Annotated in this window: 19 protein-coding genes and 2 pseudogenes; 10 read left to right on the top strand and 11 right to left on the bottom strand. The window is 64.3% G+C overall.

Translation table 11 applies throughout. The features are described from left to right. Positions 1 to 514: 514 nt before the first annotated feature. From ACQCSZ_RS10735 to ACQCSZ_RS10725, 3 genes are all read right to left on the bottom strand, one after another. The gene (locus ACQCSZ_RS10735) at positions 515 to 730 is read right to left on the bottom strand and encodes a hypothetical protein (RefSeq protein ID WP_427007973.1); all 216 of its coding nucleotides are present in this window, start codon (positions 728 to 730) and stop codon (positions 515 to 517) included. Between the two features lie 219 nt (positions 731 to 949). Continuing rightward, positions 950 to 1,075, bottom strand: a complete 126-nt coding sequence (locus tag ACQCSZ_RS10730) for a hypothetical protein (protein WP_427007972.1) — start codon at positions 1,073 to 1,075, stop codon at positions 950 to 952. After that, positions 1,072 to 1,692 carry a helix-turn-helix domain-containing protein gene (locus ACQCSZ_RS10725; protein WP_427007971.1) on the bottom strand — a complete coding sequence of 207 codons (621 nt, stop codon included), beginning with the start codon at positions 1,690 to 1,692 and terminating at the stop codon, positions 1,072 to 1,074. Before ACQCSZ_RS10725 ends, ACQCSZ_RS10730 begins: the two co-directional genes overlap by 4 nt. A 559-nt stretch (positions 1,693 to 2,251) precedes the next feature. Here ACQCSZ_RS10725 and ACQCSZ_RS10720 point away from each other — a divergent pair. Next, complete coding sequence (locus ACQCSZ_RS10720) at positions 2,252 to 3,307, top strand: DNA polymerase IV (RefSeq protein WP_427008310.1); 1,056 nt, start codon at positions 2,252 to 2,254, stop codon at positions 3,305 to 3,307. A gap of 17 nt (positions 3,308 to 3,324) precedes the next feature. Here the strand turns inward: ACQCSZ_RS10720 and ACQCSZ_RS10715 are convergent. The 3 genes and pseudogenes from ACQCSZ_RS10715 to ACQCSZ_RS10705 all read right to left on the bottom strand — a co-directional run. Beyond that, a pseudogene (locus ACQCSZ_RS10715) lies at positions 3,325 to 3,661 on the bottom strand (aldo/keto reductase); the annotation flags it as partial. 142 nt (positions 3,662 to 3,803) lie between these two features. Then, entirely contained in the window at positions 3,804 to 5,393 is a 1,590-nt protein-coding gene (locus ACQCSZ_RS10710; RefSeq protein ID WP_427007970.1) for a bifunctional metallophosphatase/5'-nucleotidase, read from the bottom strand. A gap of 80 nt (positions 5,394 to 5,473) precedes the next feature. Beyond that, the gene (locus ACQCSZ_RS10705) at positions 5,474 to 5,878 is read right to left on the bottom strand and encodes a hypothetical protein (RefSeq protein ID WP_427007969.1); all 405 of its coding nucleotides are present in this window, start codon (positions 5,876 to 5,878) and stop codon (positions 5,474 to 5,476) included. A gap of 116 nt (positions 5,879 to 5,994) precedes the next feature. Here ACQCSZ_RS10705 and ACQCSZ_RS10700 point away from each other — a divergent pair, with 116 nt between their 5' ends. Both ACQCSZ_RS10700 and ACQCSZ_RS10695 read left to right on the top strand, forming a co-directional pair. Further along, positions 5,995 to 6,579: a TetR/AcrR family transcriptional regulator gene (locus tag ACQCSZ_RS10700; RefSeq protein ID WP_427007968.1), complete on the top strand. Its 585-nt coding sequence runs from the start codon at positions 5,995 to 5,997 to the stop codon at positions 6,577 to 6,579. Between the two features lie 123 nt (positions 6,580 to 6,702). Beyond that, positions 6,703 to 7,416: an NADPH-dependent F420 reductase gene (locus ACQCSZ_RS10695; protein WP_427007967.1), complete on the top strand. Its 714-nt coding sequence runs from the start codon at positions 6,703 to 6,705 to the stop codon at positions 7,414 to 7,416. Positions 7,417 to 7,691: 275 nt separating this feature from the next. Here ACQCSZ_RS10695 and ACQCSZ_RS10690 read toward each other — a convergent pair whose 3' ends face one another. Beyond that, entirely contained in the window at positions 7,692 to 8,183 is a 492-nt protein-coding gene (locus ACQCSZ_RS10690) for a PaaI family thioesterase (protein ID WP_427007966.1), read from the bottom strand. Between the two features lie 343 nt (positions 8,184 to 8,526). Between ACQCSZ_RS10690 and ACQCSZ_RS10685 the strand changes: the two genes are divergently transcribed. The 4 genes and pseudogenes from ACQCSZ_RS10685 (at position 8,527) to ACQCSZ_RS10670 (ending at position 11,434) form a co-directional block, all read left to right on the top strand. Further along, positions 8,527 to 9,105, top strand: coding sequence for a TetR/AcrR family transcriptional regulator (locus ACQCSZ_RS10685; protein WP_427007965.1), 579 nt, complete (start codon positions 8,527 to 8,529; stop codon positions 9,103 to 9,105). A gap of 43 nt (positions 9,106 to 9,148) precedes the next feature. Continuing rightward, positions 9,149 to 9,412 carry a hypothetical protein gene (locus tag ACQCSZ_RS10680; protein ID WP_427007964.1) on the top strand — a complete coding sequence of 88 codons (264 nt, stop codon included), beginning with the start codon at positions 9,149 to 9,151 and terminating at the stop codon, positions 9,410 to 9,412. A gap of 461 nt (positions 9,413 to 9,873) precedes the next feature. Then, a pseudogene (locus ACQCSZ_RS10675) lies at positions 9,874 to 10,595 on the top strand (oxidoreductase). 353 nt (positions 10,596 to 10,948) lie between these two features. Beyond that, positions 10,949 to 11,434, top strand: coding sequence for a GNAT family N-acetyltransferase (locus ACQCSZ_RS10670; RefSeq protein ID WP_427007963.1), 486 nt, complete (start codon positions 10,949 to 10,951; stop codon positions 11,432 to 11,434). Positions 11,435 to 12,242: 808 nt separating this feature from the next. On the opposite strand, the gene ACQCSZ_RS10665 is transcribed toward ACQCSZ_RS10670, so the two are convergent. Then, positions 12,243 to 13,376 carry an IS630 family transposase gene (locus tag ACQCSZ_RS10665; protein ID WP_427007962.1) on the bottom strand — a complete coding sequence of 378 codons (1,134 nt, stop codon included), beginning with the start codon at positions 13,374 to 13,376 and terminating at the stop codon, positions 12,243 to 12,245. A 427-nt stretch (positions 13,377 to 13,803) separates the two neighbouring features. Here ACQCSZ_RS10665 and ACQCSZ_RS10660 point away from each other — a divergent pair, with 427 nt between their 5' ends. Continuing rightward, the gene (locus ACQCSZ_RS10660) at positions 13,804 to 14,454 is read left to right on the top strand and encodes an alpha/beta hydrolase (RefSeq protein WP_427007961.1); all 651 of its coding nucleotides are present in this window, start codon (positions 13,804 to 13,806) and stop codon (positions 14,452 to 14,454) included. Positions 14,455 to 14,789: 335 nt separating this feature from the next. Here ACQCSZ_RS10660 and ACQCSZ_RS10655 read toward each other — a convergent pair whose 3' ends face one another. Both ACQCSZ_RS10655 and ACQCSZ_RS10650 read right to left on the bottom strand, forming a co-directional pair. Further along, positions 14,790 to 15,047 (bottom strand): type II toxin-antitoxin system RelE family toxin, encoded by a 258-nt coding sequence (locus ACQCSZ_RS10655; RefSeq protein WP_427007960.1) that lies wholly within the window; start codon positions 15,045 to 15,047, stop codon positions 14,790 to 14,792. Positions 15,048 to 15,173: 126 nt separating this feature from the next. Further along, a complete protein-coding gene (locus tag ACQCSZ_RS10650; RefSeq protein WP_427007959.1) occupies positions 15,174 to 16,256 on the bottom strand; it encodes a pyridoxal-phosphate-dependent aminotransferase family protein in 1,083 nt (360 codons plus the stop codon). Positions 16,257 to 16,258: 2 nt separating this feature from the next. Between ACQCSZ_RS10650 and ACQCSZ_RS10645 the strand changes: the two genes are divergently transcribed. Together ACQCSZ_RS10645 and ACQCSZ_RS10640 are read left to right on the top strand one after the other, a co-directional pair. Continuing rightward, entirely contained in the window at positions 16,259 to 17,404 is a 1,146-nt protein-coding gene (locus ACQCSZ_RS10645) for a hypothetical protein (protein ID WP_427007958.1), read from the top strand. Continuing rightward, positions 17,389 to 17,937: a PucR family transcriptional regulator gene (locus ACQCSZ_RS10640; protein WP_427007957.1), complete on the top strand. Its 549-nt coding sequence runs from the start codon at positions 17,389 to 17,391 to the stop codon at positions 17,935 to 17,937. Before ACQCSZ_RS10645 ends, ACQCSZ_RS10640 begins: the two co-directional genes overlap by 16 nt. Before the next feature lie 29 nt (positions 17,938 to 17,966). Here ACQCSZ_RS10640 and ACQCSZ_RS10635 read toward each other — a convergent pair whose 3' ends face one another. Beyond that, positions 17,967 to 18,473, bottom strand: coding sequence for a UPF0158 family protein (locus ACQCSZ_RS10635; RefSeq protein WP_427007956.1), 507 nt, complete (start codon positions 18,471 to 18,473; stop codon positions 17,967 to 17,969). Between the last annotated feature and the right edge of the window lie 386 nt (positions 18,474 to 18,859).

Genomic DNA, 18,859 nt, shown 5'->3' with positions numbered 1-18,859 from the left:
CCTCCCACCTGCTCCGAGTCGCGTCATGGCACCTACGACAGCAGGGCGTTGCCGTCCGCGCCGCCAAGTCCCACGAACTCGGCAAGCGGGATGCTGAAGCTCCGTCCCACCGAACGCATCGGACTTTGACGCCGTAGTGCTCCCCGGTGGAGTAGATAAACGCCGACCACCTCCGTGTGGATAAGGACTCGCAGACGTTCGCACGCTGGTTTGAGCAGTACAAAACCGGTGGCCGCGATCTGCCGCGGAGCGTGGCGGCTGATGGATGCCGGTGTTGGTCAGCGGTCGAAAAGTTGCCTCCGACCACACGCTCCAGACGGAACTATAGAACGCAGGCGCCAACTGGATCGATGAGGAGGGGCGGTCGACCAAGGCTTGGTGACCAGCCGTAACCCGGATGATCTTCGGACCTTTAAGCAAACTGTTGGAGGAAATCTCGGAGGGCATTCCGACGGCACCCGAGAGGAAGCGAATGGACCAAAGTCTGATGCCGCTGGCTCTTGAAGGCACTGGACTATTCGCCGGGTTCGGGATTGAGAGTTGTTGCTGCGTCGAGGGCGTCGTCGACCACGATGAGGTAGTTGTCCCGGCCCGCGGATAGCGGGATGGAGTGTTCGCCGTACTTGCTGTAGGCGAGAATCACGGCGTCGTCGGCGTTAGTGATGTTGAGGCGGCGCAGGAGGCGGGCGATATCGAGCATATCCTTGTCCCGCTCGGCGGCGATTTTCATGGCCAGGAGTGTTTCTGTGTCCGCTGCGCGGATGGTGAGCCCGCCCAGGTGCTCCAGTTCGACCCAGGTGGCGTTGTCCGGAACGAAGGCCGCTGCGTTGGAGTTCAGCCATTCGGGCGCAAGGTCCTAGTCCGCGGCCATCTCGGTGACAACGGCGTTGACCGTGGCCTGGTCAGCGTAGCTGGCGTCGATGTCGACAGTCGGGCGGTTGCCGATTCCTTACAGGATGAGCGCGGCACCGCCCACGAGTTTGACGTCGCCGTGTATGCCGCGGGCCTTTAGGCGTCGGCCGAGTTCTTGGAGGAGGGCGCGGATTTGAGCGGCGGTGAGTTCTCCGCCGGTCATATGGTGGCCAGGCTGCGTTCGCGGATGAAGACGTTCATGGCGGCGAGTTCCGGTGGTGTTTCGGACATGGCGAGTTTCTTCATGGGTTCCCGGACGCTCCGGTAGGACTCTGCCGGCATCCATGCCTCATTGAGGGGCCTGATGCGTCTGGTCCAGGGCGGGGCGGGCTGGCCGAGCCGGCGTGCGGTGTAGTTGGTGATGCCGGCCAGGGCTGCGGACCAGTGCGGGTCCTTGAGCCGGGGGCTGCGCTGGAGTAGTGGCCTTCCCGCTTTTAGGGATGCGGTGGCGTAGTCGGCGAGCATCTTGATGGCGAACTCGAAGTCTCGTGAGTCAATCAGTTGGGTGAAGGTTTCGGCGTAGTCGCGCCTTGCCGGGTCGTAGTCGCTGCCGCGGGGAATGGGCTCGGTGGCGGTCAGCGACAGCCCAAGGGTGTGGAGAACGGCCATAGTCTTTCCGAGCTCGGCTCGTTCGTGACCGGCCTCGAGGTCGACGATGAACTTACGTGAAACACCGGCGGCCTCTGCGAGGAACTGCTGCGAGAGCCCGCGCTCCTGGCGCCGGGCGCGGATGATGGCGCCGGCTGCCGCGGGCGTGTCGATGCTGGTCGTACGTGTCAATAGTCCTCCTTCGCCAGTTCCATTATGTCACCGAACGGTGACAGTCGCACTTTGCCTCTTGCGCGCCCGATACTGATGGTGGCGATCAGGTAGGTGCGCCTGTCCCAAGCGTGCGACAGCTGATGAAGGGGAATGTGGGGTGTGTACATTGTCCACACTTCGGGGTGTCACCTTGTGGCAGTTCTTCGACCCTTTTTGGTGGAAGGGCTACTGGGGAATTTACGAAAGCCAGCTACTTTTTCGATCGGGCTGGTCATCATCCGCCATGACTAACTATCGACCTGACCAAAGCCAAGGCCGCCGCCGCCCTCCAAGAGTTTCTCGACGAACGCGGCCCGGCACTGGAGAGACTCCGGGAGCGCCTGATGGCCGAAGGTCAAGACCCGTCTGCATTCCTCGACGGCACGATCTAGAGCCTCGTTCCCCTGCGGCGGTGTTCGGCGGCGCTGGAATTCAAGGAAGGTCAGGTGGCCGCAGGCTCCGCGGCCAGGCTCGGTGGAGAGCCGGTGCTTGCCCGGGATGTTTAGGGCAGACTGGTGACGTGAACGGAATCCGGTGGGTGCTGCACGTCGATCTCGACCAGTTCATCGCGGCCGTCGAAGTGCTCCGGCGGCCGGAGCTTGCGGGCAAGCCGATCATTGTCGGCGGTCGGGGCGACCCCACGGAACGAGCTGTGGTGTCGACCGCATCCTACGAAGCCAGGGCGTTCGGCGTGGGTTCCGGAATGCCCTTACGCATTGCGGCCCGGAAAGTGCCCGACGCTGTGATCCTGCCCGTCGATCAGGAGGCTTACCTCGCGGCGTCTGAAACGGTGATGGCTACCCTGCGCGCGCAGCCCGGCGCCACCGTGCAGGTGCTGGGTTGGGATGAAGCCTTTGTAGGCACTGAAACAGAGAATCCGGAAGCCTACGCCCGGCAGGTGCAGGCCGCTGTCCTGGAGCGAACGCAGCTGCATTGCAGCGTGGGCATCGGCGACACCCTGGTCCGAGCCAAGGTCGCCACCGGTTTCGGCAAGCCGGCCGGCGTCTTCCGTCTCACTGCCCGGAACTGGCTCGACGTCATGGGCAGTCGGCCCACCAAGGACCTGTGGGGCGTCGGAACCAAGGTGTCGGGCCGGCTGGCCAAACTCGGCATCAGCACCGTCGCCGAGCTCGCCGCGTCCGACCCCCAGGACCTGGTCCCGGAGTTCGGCCCCAGGATGGGTCCTTGGTACGCGGAGCTCGGACGCGGGGACGGCGCCAGCGTTGTGGACGACACCCCGTGGGTTGCCCGCGGGCATAGCCGGGAGACCACCTTCCAGCGGGACCTGACCGAGCCCGCCCAGGTGGACGACGCCGTAAGGGAGCTGACAGCGCGTGTCCTTGAGGATGTTGTGGCCGAAGGACGGCCCGTGGTTGGGCTGACCCTGAAGGTTCGGTACGCGCCGTTCTTCACCACGACCCACGCGAGAAAGATTCCCGAGACATTCGACCGGAACGAAATCCTCGCGCGGGCCTTGGACCTCACCGCGGGAATCGAAGCGGGCCGTCCCATCCGGCTCCTAGGCCTGCGGGCCGAAATGGCAATGCCCGACGATGCCCGCAAGGGACATACGCCTACGCGCGGCGGTTGGTGACGGCGTCGCTCCCTTCCTTACCGGCGCGGATGAATCGCTTCGCGGAAGTAACGGCCGTAGATGTCCAGGGCGCCGGGGCAAGCCCGGTGCCGACGCCGTACATCGCTCCCGCCGCGGCGTTTGCCCTGGCCTGCGCCGCGGAACGGCACCGGGGCTGACCGTGGTGACGCCGTCGGGCACCTGGCCGCTGAACTCCTGGGCAGCTTTGACGCCGGTGGCAAAGTCGACAGCCGAGAAGGTTTCACCGACGTCGAACGCGGCCCCGTCGCGGTTGTAGTTCCGGTGATCGTCCTCGGGGAACTCGGTGTCCCGGGTGTACTTTCCAGAGAGCAACCCGGAGGCCAGCGGCACGCGGAACCCTGGCGATGTGCCGATCTGTCCCGTGTCACCGAGCGGGACGCTCCTGGTGCCACGGATCCGGCCACGGTACCGCGGGAGGTGTGGCCGCCTACTTCAAGATCGCATCAATTTTTCGGTACGCCCAGAGGCTCGTCCGTCAGTGGATCTCGACGCGTGGCGCTTGCGGATTGATGGTCCCCAACTTCTCGACGTAGGCGATCAATGACGCGTTGTCGGCGATGCCTTCGTCCGGCGTGACCATGACGGCGGCGTTTTGGAGGGCCGTGACGCCGTCGCCACCGTTGACGGCGACGTAGTTGGTGATCGCCAGGGAGTAGGTCGCCTCAGAGCTTACCGGTGTGCCGTCGGTGAGCCGGACGTCGGTGATGCGCTGGCCCTGCGGGGCGCCCGGCGTGTAGGAGTAGGTGAAGCCGGACGGCTGCGGGAACCCGCCGCTGCCTGTGGGGTTGGAGTCGGCGCCCTGGTTGAGGGCATCGACGAGCTGGGTGCCGGTGACTTGGATGAGCATGCCCGTGTTGCTGTAGGGGTGGATGGCGTGCAGTTCGCGCAGGGTGATCGGACCGGCGTCGAGGTTGGCGCGGATGCCGCCGCCGTTGATCCAGCCGAGGTCGGCGTTGAAGTGGCTGCGGAGGCCATCCGCGGAGGTGTAGGCGATCTGAGGTCGCGTCAGCGCTGCAGTGGACTCGCCCACGACGGTGTCCAGCTTGTTCGACAGGTCCGCTTCGTAGGCCTGTTCAACCGCGAACCACTTCGGCTCCCGCTCTACTGCCTGGTCCACGGCGTGGACTGTTGCGTCTGTGGTGATCCTGCCGCACAGGTCGGCAGCGATGTCGATCTCCAGGACTGCCCCGTAGTCGCCCATGCCTGTGACGATAAGGCGCTCATTTTCGAGTTCGGTGACATCGGCCTGTGCGGCCGCGGAGTCTTCCTCGCGCATGATGATCTGGATTTCCGGGACCTCCGCCATGAGGGCTTCGGCGTCGGCGCGGTCGATCTGGGCGGACGCGACCACCACGTCTACGTCCCTGGACTCAAGCTCGGAGAGGGCGGTCCGTGAGGCATCGACGTAGCCGGTCTGCGTCAGCTCCGCGTTGGCGGAGGAGTTCTTCAGGCTGCCTGTGAGGCCGATAACGCCGATGCGGAGGTCTCCGGCCTTCACCACGCCCACCGTCTGGCCGGGCAGGAACGGCTCACCCCCGTGCTTCTCGATGTTCGAAGCGATCCACTCGAACTCCGAGGCTGCCACCAGGTCACGCGTGTGGTCGGTCCCGAAGTCGAAGTCGTGCTGGCCGAATGTCGCGACATCGACGCCCAGCTCGTTGAAGGCTTCGACGAACGGGACGCCCTTGTAGATACCGCCGAAGAGCGTGCCGCCGGCGAGGTCGCCGCCGAAGATCGTGGCCGGCGAGTGATTGCTCGCCGTAAGGTCAGCCAGGACCGTAGCCAAGCGGGAGATGGAACCTCGCTGCACGTCGTTGGCGTGCGGGCGCGGGGAGAACTCATGGGCGTCCTGGAAATACAAGACCGTGCCTTCGTTGGAAGGGACGGGAGGGCGGCCCGGCGCAGTGCAGCGTCCGAGGCCCTGGCCGCCACCCTTGCCGTTTGTGGCGCCTGGGGCGGGGGAGTTGCTCGGCGCTGCGGCGTGGGCGGCGGCCGGGGAGAGCGCGAGTATGAGGGCCGCCGCGGAGGCCGCGACGCCGAGGGTCTTCGTGAACGTGGAGGTCATGCCGGTAGGTTATGTAGCCCGTCTGAACGTCCGGTTAATGACCGACGACGGCGGGGAGTTCCCACCGTCGTCGGCTTACCTCACGGCGGAGGGCCGGTGTCGGCTGAGTTGAGCCAGTACCTTGGCGCACATCCTTTTTGGACGGTGAGTCCGTAGCGGTTGTGGAGGGTGTATGCGCGCGGGCGTCGAGATAGTCCCCCGGTCACCAGGCCGATCCGCTCGGTCTCCCGAGCGATGGACGTCAGGGTCAGGAGGGGGTCCATCGCGAAGTGAGGGGGCTCGTGGTCGAGGTCCACGTCCAAGGTCGGGGTGTCGGCGAAGGACAGCAGCTGGATCTTGCCACGCTCGGCAGCCTGCGCGTAGCGCACGAACACGTCCATGTCCGTGTAACTGGGCGCATTCACTCCCGGCAAACGCCACGCCCCGGGCTGGGCGCCGTAGCCGCTGGTGAGTTGCAGGCACAACAGCATCTGCGGGTCGGTCATCGTGCTCCTTCGCGTCGACAAAGAATGGAAACGGAGAGTGCGTCCGTTTCACTTTGACAATACGGAGGTAGTCTCCGTATTGTCAAAGGTATGCATTCTGCGAGAAGGAGGGGTTGATGAGTGGCAGACCGCCGCAGGAGCGGAAGCTCCGATCCGATGTTCTGCGTAACCGTGCGAGCATCCTGGACGCGGCCCGAAGCCACTTCCTGGCTTTCGGGATCGGCGCATCGCTGGATGCGATTGCGAAGGAAGCTGGCGTCGGGGCGGGTACCCTTTATCGCCACTTCCCGACAAGGGAGGCGCTGCTGGCCGGTGTGCTGCAGGCGCGATCTGAGGAACTTACCGCTCGTAGCGCGGAGATCGCCCAGGTTCCTGATCCCGGGGATGCCCTGCAGCAGTGGATGCGAGCGTTGGAGGACTACTTCAGTGCTTTCAGTGGCCTGCCCGAACCCCTCATGGCTGCGGCCAGGGAACGCGAGCCCGACAACCCTCTGACCGTCCCATGTGACCGCCTCATCGCGACCACTGATGAGTACTTGAAGAGTGCGCAGGCTGCTGGTCGGGCCCGGACCGGGCTCAGTGGCAACTACCTGTTCTACGCCGCGGTTTCCATCGCCTGGCTCAAGGGAACGGGGTCGCTGAACGGTGCCGCGTTGGCCGCGATGCGCACGATCATCGAGACGGGCTACAAGCCCAGCTGACACCACTACCGGCGGATCCTCATAACGTTCGACCCGCCATCGGGCCACGTGTGCACGGCTCACCGCTCATCTCGCGGCCCATCTGCCGACCTTCACGCACCACATCAAGAGAGAGGATGACCTATGCCCACCCTTGGAATCATCGGAAGCGGAAACATCGGGGCAGCCATCGCGCGTCTTGCCGTAGCAGCAGCCATCCCAGTCGTTATCTCCAACTCACGGGGCCCGGAAAGCCTGGCCGACCTGATCTCCGAGCTTGGACCGCTGGCCACCGCAGGCACCATCGAGCAGGCAGCAAACCAGGACCTCGTGGTACTTTCCGTGCCGCTCACCGCGCACCAAGCCATCCCCGCCGCACCCCTACGGGGCAAGACCGTCCTGGACACCAGCAACTACTACCCGTCCAGAGACGGCCGGATCGCCGAACTCGACAACAACACAGCCACCACCAGCGAACTGATCCAACAGAACTTCGAGGGCGTCAACATCGTCAAAGCGTTCAACAACATCCTGGCCCATCACATCCCGCAGCTGGCCCGCCCCTCCGACGCTCCGGACCGCACGAGCCTTCCCGTCGCCAGCAACAATGCACAGGCGACCATCGAAGCTATCGGCCTCATCGATCGTCTCGGCTTCGACGCCATCGACGCCGGGCCCTTGGTGGAGAGCTGGCGCTTCGAACCGGAAGCCGGCGCTTACACGCGTCTCTACCTCGCTGACCCATCCATCCCAGACCAGAGCCTCATGGAAGCTCCCGGCGGCCCCGTCACAGAAGAAAAGCTGCGATCAGCGCTCGGCCACGGAGCCAGGGTCGACATCGCACAACGCGTCTTCTGATAAGGGAGCGAATCACCTGCTGCCCTAGGAGCCATACGGGCACACCAAACCCCGAGCCCAGAATCTCACTCGTAATCCCTTCGGACCGGTGAGTGATAGCCAAACCGTCACCGCGACCAGGCGCGTAATAAGGCGTTCCGCAACCAACCGCCGTCCGTGGCTGGTTGCAGATCATCCACCTGCAGGCGGGTGGAGCCCGAAGAATAGAGCTCACAGCCCTCCACATGTGGGTGAGCCATCACTGCCACCGGGTTTAGCTGAGATGCCCCCTGACGTCAGCTGAGTGGGAAGACGAGCAGCGACCCGCTGGCGGTAGCGACCAGCTTGCCGGTGGCGTCGGTGACAGAGCCGTCGGCGAAGGCAACGCGGCTGCCTGCCTTGGACACGACGCCTACACAGGTCAACGGGCCGCTGTCGGCCCGCACCGATCGAAGATAGTTCACTTTGATTTCTATGGAGGTGTATCCCACGCCCTTAGGAAGGGTGGTCTGTACGGCGCAGCCCAGGGCCGAATCGAGCAGGGTGCACACCAGCCCGCCGTGAACTGCGCCGATCGGGTTGTAATGGGATTCGTCCGGGTGGCAGGTAAAGGTGGCCGTTCCCGGCGCCGCCTCAACGAGCGTCATGTTCAGTAGTTCGCCCATGGGTGGAGGCGGCAGCTTTTTTCCCATCATTGAGTGCAGGTAGTCAAGGCCGCTCATGCTCGGCATGGCCGCAGCGCCAACCGCGGGGTCATCCCAGACGATTACTCGTTCACGCTCTGTCACTGCTGCTCCTATCGTTAGGCAATTCCTGGGGCTGCGTAGACCCGGTCGGTTCCGCGTTCAAGTGCCTGGGCTACGAAGTGTTCGCCGGGGCCGCCGTTGGCTCCGGTGACGAGGACGACTGACTTGGTGATGTCACCGCCGGACACCGGAGCCAACCGGGCGGCGAAGCTCAGGCTTGGCGCTGAAAGAGGGCGTGTAGTGCGTCTATGTCGGTCACTGCTTATCCGCATCAACAGTGTATCGATTATGAGAAAAGGCGCAACATAAATGTTCCTTTTACTCTGGAATCTGATCCTGCCGAGTATCTATTAGGATGGGAATGAACCTAGGGATGGAGAAATCAATGGGCCGAGCACTGCGGGCCGACGCTGAGCGCAGTGTGCGCGCCATTTTGGAAGCAGCCGAGCAAGTATTGGCCGATGACCCTGGCGCTTCCATGGAGCAGATCGGCGAGAGGGCAGGGCTGACGAGGACCACGGTCCACCGCAGGTTCGCCAACCGTCAATCTCTCATGGATGCCCTCGCGATCTCCGCGAAACAGCAGCTTGCCGACGCCATCGAAGCCGGCAACCCCGATTCGGCCCCTCCGCTCGTTGCGCTGCATCGTGTGACAGCGAATGTATTGAGGACAAAAAACGCGTGGAGATTCACTCTTGGCAGCCCCCTGGCTGACACCAGCGCGGCCGCCGAAATCTGGGATCGGATCAACGCGCGCTGCCTTGATCTCCTCACCAGAGCCCAACGCGACGGGCTCCTCCATCCGGACGCAGATCTGGAATGGACGCGACAGGTGTACTACGCGCTCATGAGCGAGGCCTTGCTGAGGTACCCCGAAGATCAAGATCCGGACGCAAGCGCTACGGATACACTCGCCACACTGGTCATCGACACCTTGCTGCACGGAACCGGAAGACGCAGTTGACGGCCGATTCGGCCCATCATGAAGGAAATCTTAGCGCCGACAATTGTCCTCGTCAGTAACAACCGAAAACATCGAAATGGAAGTCCGGGGCGCCATGCAGAAAGTTCTCGACCAGGCGATGTGGACAACCCCACCACTGCGCAGTGGGACGGACGGCAACAACTTTGTCGTCGAAGCCGCCGGAAGTGACTTGTGGCAGGAGCGTCACTATGGATTCAGCCGTGACTCCGCCGACGTGTTGCTTTTTCCTGCGGCCAAAAAAGGCTCCCTCGGTCGCGTTCAAGGTTTCGTACGTCCCACTCTATGAGGCCGGTCTGATGATCCGAAACGATCAATCCGACTGGATCAAGGCCGGCGTCGAAATCCCCGACGGCAAACCCCCACGCCGCCGCCGTCGTAACACGCGGACAACGCGACTGGTCCATGAGCCCGGTCCCCGAGCGGGCTCACCCACGTGACCATACCCGCCAGCTGGTTTGAGGTGCGACGACCATGCGGGCCAGATGCGGCGAAGAACCTTGGCGGACCCTGCGCCCGGCCCGGTGGAAATCAATTCCGCCACTAGTTCGCCGGCGTCGAGGATCGCACGCACGCCCCGTTCCGCCTCGGCTCGCAGTGGGCCGCGCCATAGTCTTGCGCCGGTCCCTCAACCGACTACACGACAGTCTCAATTGCAGTTAAAACAGCGACAACACTGGCGCAATTGGTTGACTAACTGCTACAGTCCTGTAACGAGTAGTCGGCGCTTTGACCGGCCCGCACAAATTTATGGAGGCAGAAATGGCAACAACACAAAAAGTTGCCCTCGTGACGGGGGCGTCAACAGGCATTGGCAAAGCGGCCGCCGTCGCGCTTGTGGGGGCAGGTTTCAACGTAATCGGCACGAGCCGCAACGCGTCGAAGGCCGAGCCGGTCAGCGGAGTGCGGTTTGTTGATCTCGACGTGGCCAGCGACTCGTCGGTCGAAAACGTGATCGCGGAGGTGATCCGGGCGCACGGGCGCATCGACGTTCTGGTCAACAACGCAGGTATCGGATCTTCGGGAGCGGCGGAAGAGAGTTCGGCGGCGCAGGCCCAGCACGTCTTCGACATCAACGTGTTCGGGTCATCCGTTTGACCAACGCCGTCCTTCCGATCATGCGAACCCAGAAGAACGGCCGCATCGTGAACCTGTCGTCGATCGTCGGGATCATGCCGCAACCGTACATGGCCGTGTACGCGGCAACGAAGCACGCTGTGGAGGGGTACTCCGAGTCTCTCGATCACGAGTTCCGCGAGTTCGGCGTGCGGGTCACCCTGGTCGAGCCTGCATGGACAAACACCTCCTTCGAGGTCAACAGCGTCAGGCCGGATCGGCCGTTACCGGTGTACGCCGAGCGGCGCCGGGTGTTCGAGGAGTACATGATCGGCGCGGTCAAGGATGGCGATGACCCCGCGACCGTGGCAAAGGCGATCGTCGCCGCCGCCACGGACAAGAACCCCAAGGTGTGATACGCCGGCAGCTCACACACCGCAAGCGTGTCGACGATGCGCCGTCTTGTGCCCGTGCGGATGTTCGACCAGCAGCTCCGCAAGCTCAACAAGCTTCCCGCCTGATCCTGCTGACAATCCCACCAACCATAAGAGGAACCTAATAATGTCCACCTATGTGAAGACCCGGAACGGCATTCCCGGGACCCCATGAGTGGAACTCCTGGACTACATGGAGCGGATCGAAACCACCACGGGGCGCACGGGGGCCGCTACCTCGTCGCTGGTGCAGAAGGCGAAACGCCGCGCCCTGAACAGTTCAAGCGGGGAACATCAGCTCCCGACCTCAGAGCCACAAGAAATGGAGTGCCCCCGTGTCAGCTGTGATTTTTGAACAGGTCCTCTGGACGGATGAGCGCGCTGTTGCGCTCCAACGGATCCTTGAGGAGGACCTCCACAGCAGGTATGCGCGCCACCTGCAGCCTGGTCCCGGGCGGGGCGCTGCACTCAGGGCCTTGGCCGTTGATCCGGATGACGTGCTCGCAACCGTCCTTGCAGTGTCAGCCGAGACCGGGCCCGTGGCCCACGCCGCCCTCCGGTCACTGAACGGGGAGTGGGAAGTCAAGCGAGTCGTGGTGCTTGAGAGCGAACGAGGCCGGGGTGTCGCCAGCATGCTGATGGGCGAGATCGAAGCGATCGCGGCACGCGGGGGAGCCTTGCGGGTCATTCTTCAGACAGGGGATCAGCAGCCCGAAGCTGTCGCCCTGTACTCGAAGCTGGGCTACACGCGCATCCCGGTGTATGAGCCCTATGCAACTGCCATTCCCTTCTCCCTTTGCTTTGAAAAGCGTTTGAGGTAACACACTCGCGCGGGGGAAAAGCTGACCAAAGGAATGTGATGACTGAAATACATGCCAGGCCCGACGACGAAATTTATGCCCGCACAGCGGTACACCCAGGCATCAGGAGCTGGTCTTTCGGGATATTCCCGCAGCGTTCAGCCGGACGAGGTTTTCCGGGGATTTGGGGTGGTCCCATGCTGTAGTTGTGGCACTGAGTTCCGCCCCGCACGTTTCACACCACGCGCCGGAGGCGGAACGAGTCCCGCAAGTCGTGCAGATGATGCGCACCGATTTTCCACTCGCGACTGGGTGTGTCTCTGTGCCCATACGGTGAGCGCATGAAGAACAGGCAGTGCGTCTGCTCCTGCTACGATCTCGGTGCCTGGCTCTTGGCATGTCCCTACCGATCGGCTCGGCTTGTAGCTGTCAAAGGTGACCTGAGAACCGGAGGTTTGCTGTGTATGTAAGGGCGGTGCTTGCAGCCTCGGCCTGTTCTCGAGGTCGCCGAAGCATTCCTTTGGCGGCCGTTTTCATCAATGTGGATCCTCCGGGCACATGGACTTGCACGAACTTCATACTGAGCCCAAATGCGAGGCCGGCAGCCCCTGGAACGCCTGAGGCCAGGAGCATCCCACGGGCTCGCTTTGCTTTCAACATCTCGTCGACCTCGTCGAGCCGGCTCTCCGCAGCGATGCTGAGACGGCGTGCGTAGTCACTCGGCGGTTCGTCCGCCCTTGACATGCCAGCGTCTTCGAGGACGGCTGTGAGGCCGTCACGCAAGATCGCGAACACCTAGTGCGGTGACCGTAAACGTCCGGGGTGTTGGTCATGCCGCTTTCGGGGTGTCGTGCCGGCCCCAGCGGTGGCCCTTTTCGCTGCGGATGCGGGCGCGTTCGCGGCGCTGGGCCTCCAGCACGTCGGGGTGGCGGGCGTGGACGTTGCGCCAGCGCAGGTATTCGTGCAGCCGGCGGGTCTGCACCACGTGGTTGGGGTAATTGGAGTTGGCCAGGGTGAACTGGCGCAGCACCCGAAAGTGCGCCTCGATCGGGTTGGCCCAGGACGCGTAGGTCGGGGTGAAGCACAGCTCGACGGCGTGGCGTGCGGCCCAGCGGCGGATCCGTGCCCCGGTGTGGGCCGAGAGGTTGTCCAGGATCACGTACGCCGGTTCCCCGTCCGGGCAAGCGGCCCGGATGCTCTTGAGCGCGGCGAGGCTGTTCACAGTGCCCTTGTGCCGGTGGTTGATGCCCCACAGGGTATCCGCGCCGACCGAATAGCAGCCGTGGAAGTAGGTAACCCCTGCCGTGCGGTGGTAGTTCGCCGGCAACCGCTCCGGCCGGCCCTGGCGCGCCCAGCCGGTCCCGGCGGTCGGGCGGATGCCCAGCGGGCCGAACTCGTCGAACGCGAAGGCCCGGTCCGGGTGGTGGTCGAGCACGTCCTCGATCCTCTCCAGCTTCGCCTCGATGTCCGGGTCGGTGGACTCCTTCCACGTCGAGGTGCGCTGGAACGTGATTCGGTGCCGGTGCAGCAGGGCGCGCAGCGCCTCCCGGCCAATGTGGACCGGCCGGGACGCACGCTCGCCCAGGTACCCGGCCAGCTTTCGAATCGACCAGTGCGAGAGGGGCACCCCCAGTTTGCCCGGACGGGTGCTGGCCGTCGCGGCGACGAAGTCCTCGTCGCCGGAACAAAGCAGGCGGGGACGGCCTCCCGCCCACTCAGGGTCCAGGCAGTCCAGCCCGATCTCGTTGAACCGGTGGATCACCTGCCGCACGGTGTCCTCGTCTGCGGCGACCAGCCGGGCGATGACCGGCACCGAATTCCCGCCCGCCGAAGCCAAAAGCATCGTCGCCCGCCGCCACCGGATCACGCTCCTGGTCTGTTTCGGCTCGCCCCGGCGCACGATCCGCAGCAGTTGCTGCCCCTCCGCCGGACTCAGCCGGCGCACTTTCACACGTTCAGCCATGCCACCAGACTGGCACGATTCCAAACCCGGTCAACCTTTACGGTCAAAGCACTAGCATGTCCCATCGCCCCACGTAGAGGCGACCCGCCGGTCGACGTCCTATCCCGTTCGGTACCCCATTTCTCCAAGTACTCCAATGCCCCGGAAATGTGGCGGCGCATCCACGAATTCCAAGCCCGCGCCGAGCAGGAAAGCGAAACCGCCGCGGCCGGGCGCCTGGGTAGCCAGTAGAAGCTCGGGAGAGATCGATGTGGGCATGGAAACCATTTGGTTGAAGCTGCAAGTAATTGGTGTATCGTTGAAACCGGCTGACTGCCCGCTACCGTGCTTGTGGCCGGTGACGGCCGTTCGTTCCATACCTCCCACCGATCCGCGGGGTGCACACCCCGTGTCCCGGATTCCCTTAACCCAGGAGCTGATCCTTCGAATGAATACCTCACTGCGCGACGTTCGCTCGCCCGACTGGTCCACCATTGCCGCTCCGGATGCGGTCGCGCTTTTCCTGCATGGCTTCGGCTCCAACGAGCACGACTTGGGCTCGCTGGCGCCGGCGCTTGGGCTGGACCTGCCCTGGGCCTCCCTGCGGGCACCGATCGAGCTCGGCAACGGCGGGGCGGCATGGTTCTCGATCACCACGCCCGGAAACCCCGAGGCCGGGCCGGTGGAGGCAGCAACGGACGCCATCTGGGCCTGGATCGAGGCAAACGTGGACCCCGGCACCCGCATCGTGCCCATCGGGTTCTCACAGGGAGGGCTCATGGCCAGCCAGCTGCTGCGCACGCGGCCCGAACGGGTACTGGCCCCCGTCGTGCTGGGCGGATTCGTGCTCGGCGCACCGCAGCCGGGCGATGAGACACTGCGCGGTAGTCGCCCGACCCTATTCTGGGGCCGAGGCTCCGAAGACAGGGTCATCGCCCCCGTGGCGATCATCCGCACCAGCCAGTACCTTCCGCAGCACACCTCGCTGATTGAGCGGGTGTATCCGGGACTGGCACACGGCATCAACGCACCCGAGCTCGACGACGTACGCGACTTCCTCGCCGCGGAGGTCGGCGCCCAGGCGGTGGCCCGCGCCTGAGCGCCACCACCGTTCGAGATCGGCGTCTTCACCTTCGGCGAGCTCACCCGCAACGCCGACGGGAAGCCGACGGATGCCGGGGCGCGCACCCGCGACATCCTTGAATGGGTGCGGGTCGCCGACGAGGCCGGGGTGGATGTCTTCGGCGTCGGTCCTGCTGGCCGCAGCGGCCGCGCAGACCAAGCGAATCCGGACGCGGCGCCTACCTGGAGTCCTTCCCGCTGGAGCGCCAACTTCACTCCACATTCTTGGCGGCAAGGTCAGAGTCAAGGCACCATGAACGGGTTGGCCTTCAGGCCAATGGTGAGCAATTCAGGGCCTACCTATAGACGTGCCTACTCGACGTCCCTACGGTGGGTCACCCGGACGACGGTGACCACGAGTGAGTCGTCTACGACGTCGTATAGCACGCGGTAGTCACCGATGCGGATCCGCCAGGCATTGTCTTCGCCCACGAGCTTCTTGCAGCCGGCAGGGTGCGGATCCCGTTCGAGGTCGGCAATCCGGGCCAAGATGCGGCGACGGATCCCGGCATCCAGCTTCCGGATTTCCTTGGCAGCCGCGGTGGTGAATTCGACGCGGTAGGAACTCACGCGCCAAGCGCGGCGCGCACCTCTTCCAGGCTGACGCGGCCACCATCGTCCTCGGCCTTGGCGGCGCGGTATTCGGTGCCTGTGTGCGGAGGCGCTCGAATCGGTGTTTTCTCGGAGAGTCTGTGGCTACGCAGAGGCGATGGCTTCCTTGAGGGCCCCCAGCACCAGAGTCACTGACGCGGCATTGGCGTTGGGGCCCATCATTCCGATCCGCCAGACGCTGGATGCATAGCTGCCCGCCCCGGAGCCGATCTCGATGCTGAAATGCTCCAGAAGATAGCGCCGTACGGCCGCTGAGTCGACACCGTCCGGGACCTTGACGCTGGTAAGGCTGGGCAGCCGGTGGCCCTCGGCCGCGAACAGCTCAAGACCCATCTCCTGGAGCCCTGCCTGCAACGCAGCCCCTGCCGCGCGGTGGCGCGCCTGGACCGCATCCAGTCCCTCGGCCAGGATCCTGTGCAAACCCGCCTCGAGACCGGCGATCATGGTGACCGGCGCCGTGTGATGGTAGGTCCGGCCGCTGCCGCCGGCGGCCCCGATGTAACCGCCGAGCAGGCCGATGTCCAAGTACCAGGAGCGGGGATTCTCAATCCTTCGCTCGAAGGCCCTACCCGACACTGTGAAGGGCAATAACCCCGGCGGCACGCCGAGGCATTTCTGGGTGCCGGCGTAGCCGACGTCGATTCCCCAGTCGTCCGCAAGGAGTTCCAGCCCGCCGATGGACGTCACGGCGTCCACAATGAGCAGCGCATCCCCCTTGTTCTGCCCGAGCGATGCGACGTCGGACAGTACTCCAGTTGAGGTTTCGGCGTGGACCGCCGCGATCACCTTCGGCCGCGGGTGGGCCGTCAGAACGCGTTCGGCGTCGATGGGCGTGCCCCAGTCGTGGTCGACACGAACCACGGTCGCGCCGCAGCGGCGGGCCACCTCACACATGCGCTCGCTGAAGAGGCCGTTGACGGCGATCACTGCCACATCGCCGTCGGCCACTGTGTTCACGAAAGCCGCTTCCATGCCGCCGGAACCGGTGGCGCTCAAGGGCAGCGTGCGGGCATTTTTGGTCCCCCAGACCGTGCGGAGGCCCTCGCAGGTGTTGTCCAGCCGTTCGATGAAGACCGGATCCAGGTGCCCGATCACCGGATGCGCCAACGCCGCCGTCACTTCCGGATAGCAGTTGCTCGGTCCCGGACCGAACAGGATATCGTCCACTCATGGATTCAGCGGAACAGCATCGTGCGGAGCCCGACCAGAATGCTGCGGCGGTGCGGTTGTCTGATTGCATCCAGCTCATACAGGCCGATCTTGTGCACGCCAATCCCACGCCGGAAAACCTCGGGCATCCCGTCTCGGACGTCCTCATGTATGACCCCATGGACGAATGGACGAGCATCGATGGCCGGATCATCCTGGCTGTCGGAACTACCTGCGGTTCGCCGGATTTTGACCAGCTTCTTCACCGCGCCTCGAACAGCAACGCGGCCGCAGTGATCGTCAAGGCCCACGGGGCGTCCCTGGAGCAGCTGCGCTCCGCCGCGGTCCGCAACAGCCTCGCTGTCCTCGTTGCACCCGACAATGCGGATTGGACGCGGCTCGTGGCACTGGCCAGGGCATCGGTCATGGGTGCGGCCGTGGATTCCGTCTCGGGGGTCCGGCTCGGGGACCTCTACGCCTTCGCCAACGCTGCCGCGTCCATCACCAGCGGCGCAGCCAGCATCGTGGATCCGCTCGGTCGGGTGCTGGGATATTCGACCCTGCCGGGCCGGCCCATCGACGAATTGCGCCGGGTCACCACCCTCTCCCTGCAGGAGACCAAGCCGCCGGCGTTCGATACAGATTTCAAGATCGTCTATGCATCCGCGGAAGCGGTGCTGATCCCTGCCGTAGATGATGAGATGGCCAGACTGGCCCTTGCGGTGCGGTTCGGCGGCGAACTGCTTGGCTCGATCTGGATCATTGACCCCGGCGACGACAAGCGGGAGGCGGCCCTGGACGCGCTCGACAGGACGGCGCCACTGGCCGGGCTGCACATGCTCCATGCCCGTTCGGCGTCCGATTTCGGGGAACGCCGGAACGGGGACTTGATCCGCACGCTCATGGACGACACCATCCACGCTTCCTTTGCCGCTGCCCAGCTCGGGCTCGATCCAGCCCACGGGCTCGCGGTCGCGGCTTTTTCAATCGTCCGCCCCGAAACCGGGAGCCTGGAGTCGGTGCGTGAAATCCACCGGCTGCTGCACCTTGTCACGACCGTTTGCAACCTCCAGTTCAACACGAGCCACAGTGCACTGATTGGCTCGGTCGTCTATGCCCTCCTGCCCTGCGAGGGAACCACCCCAGGTCCGTGCATCGGCGCGTAGTCCAGGAAATCGGGGCGTACGCCCACACGATCAGCTCCTACCCGGTCATCGCCGCCGTGGGAGGCATCGCGTCCCGTGTGGAGGACCTGCCCGGATCCAGGTCTGAAGCGCTGCAAACGCTGCAGTTTCTACTCCACCGGCACTCGGCCATGCCGGGTACCAGTGGCGGGCGGGTCCCCGCCACCGGGCTTTTCGAGGACCACCGAATCCCGCTGAATCTCTTGAAAATCGGGGCATTCATCGATGACAACGGACTTGCCGATCTCGACGACATCGCAAGGATCCAGGCCCATGACGCCGAACAGCAAACCGACTATCTGGACACCCTGCGGGCCTACCTGGCTTCGAACGGAAACATCTCGACGATGGCGGCACGCCTCCACGTGCACAACAACACCGTCCGCTATCGGGTAGCACGCTTGGCCAAGGACTTTGATATCGATCTGGACGACCCGCAGAAGCGGCTCTGGCTCTGGCTGCGCCTGACAACCATGGATCTCGCACCCAAGGCAAGGCCGACGGTGCCGGGGTAGGCGCAGAACACCGGATTTGCCCCAGTGGACTACACGGGTTCCTGCATCGCTCTGATGGCGGCCTCGGCCTCTGCCTCGTCCACCAGGTCATTGTCGGCCAGCCATTCAATGGCCCGCCTCTTCATGACGGCGTCGTGGAATTCATACCATTCCGCTTCCAGCCCGGGAAACAGCTGCAAGGCGTCCTTGAAATGCCGGAATGGACGGTGGCCGTTGATGGCCCGCTCAAGGCGTTCCCGCTGGCCCTGGTCCCGGGCATTGGAGGCGAACACCTCCATGTCCCGATACGCCACATGTGATTCGACGGGGTCGATGCGGATGCCTCCACGCCCATCAAGGTCTTCCACGGTTTCGCCGGTTTCGTCGGCCACTTCCTCGCTCCACAGATCGATCTGCCCAGTTTCTGGATCCAGCCAAAAGAATGTGCCGTAGTCCATGAAATGGTATTCAAGTGCCATGGCGAGATCTCCCAGATCAATGGCATCCAGGCGCAGCATGACGAAGCCTCCCTTTGCATTGTGGCGGTAGTTAAACACCCGTCACCCCTCCATGGTTGCCTCTGGGGACACGTCCGGCAACGCCGGACATTCGAGAGATCGTCTGGGGCCTGGACAGTGCCCTGGGAGCGACGCTGGTCGCAGCCCCGGTCGAGGGGCGGTGACGGCTTAACTGGTCGCAGAGGACTCCTACGGTCCACTCGGGCCTCAGGAACCCGGGGCATTCGAGGACGGCAGGTAATCTCGTCAGAGGGGTTTTTGCTTTTAAGGCTGTGGACGCTGTCCACATGGATCCCCCTGGCGGGGTGCCGGGGCTCTTGGCGCAGTCCAACCTCGGGAGCGGCTACTCGTGCCGGATCCCAAGCCCGCAACTCGGGCCAGTCCGGCGCTGACCTAAAACTGCGGGATCGTTGTTGCCCAGAGGT

Source organism: Pseudarthrobacter sp. H2 (assembly GCF_050157045.1).
In the GTDB taxonomy this organism is placed as follows: domain Bacteria; phylum Actinomycetota; class Actinomycetes; order Actinomycetales; family Micrococcaceae; genus Arthrobacter.
This window is presented reverse-complemented; position numbering and strand designations above follow the sequence as displayed.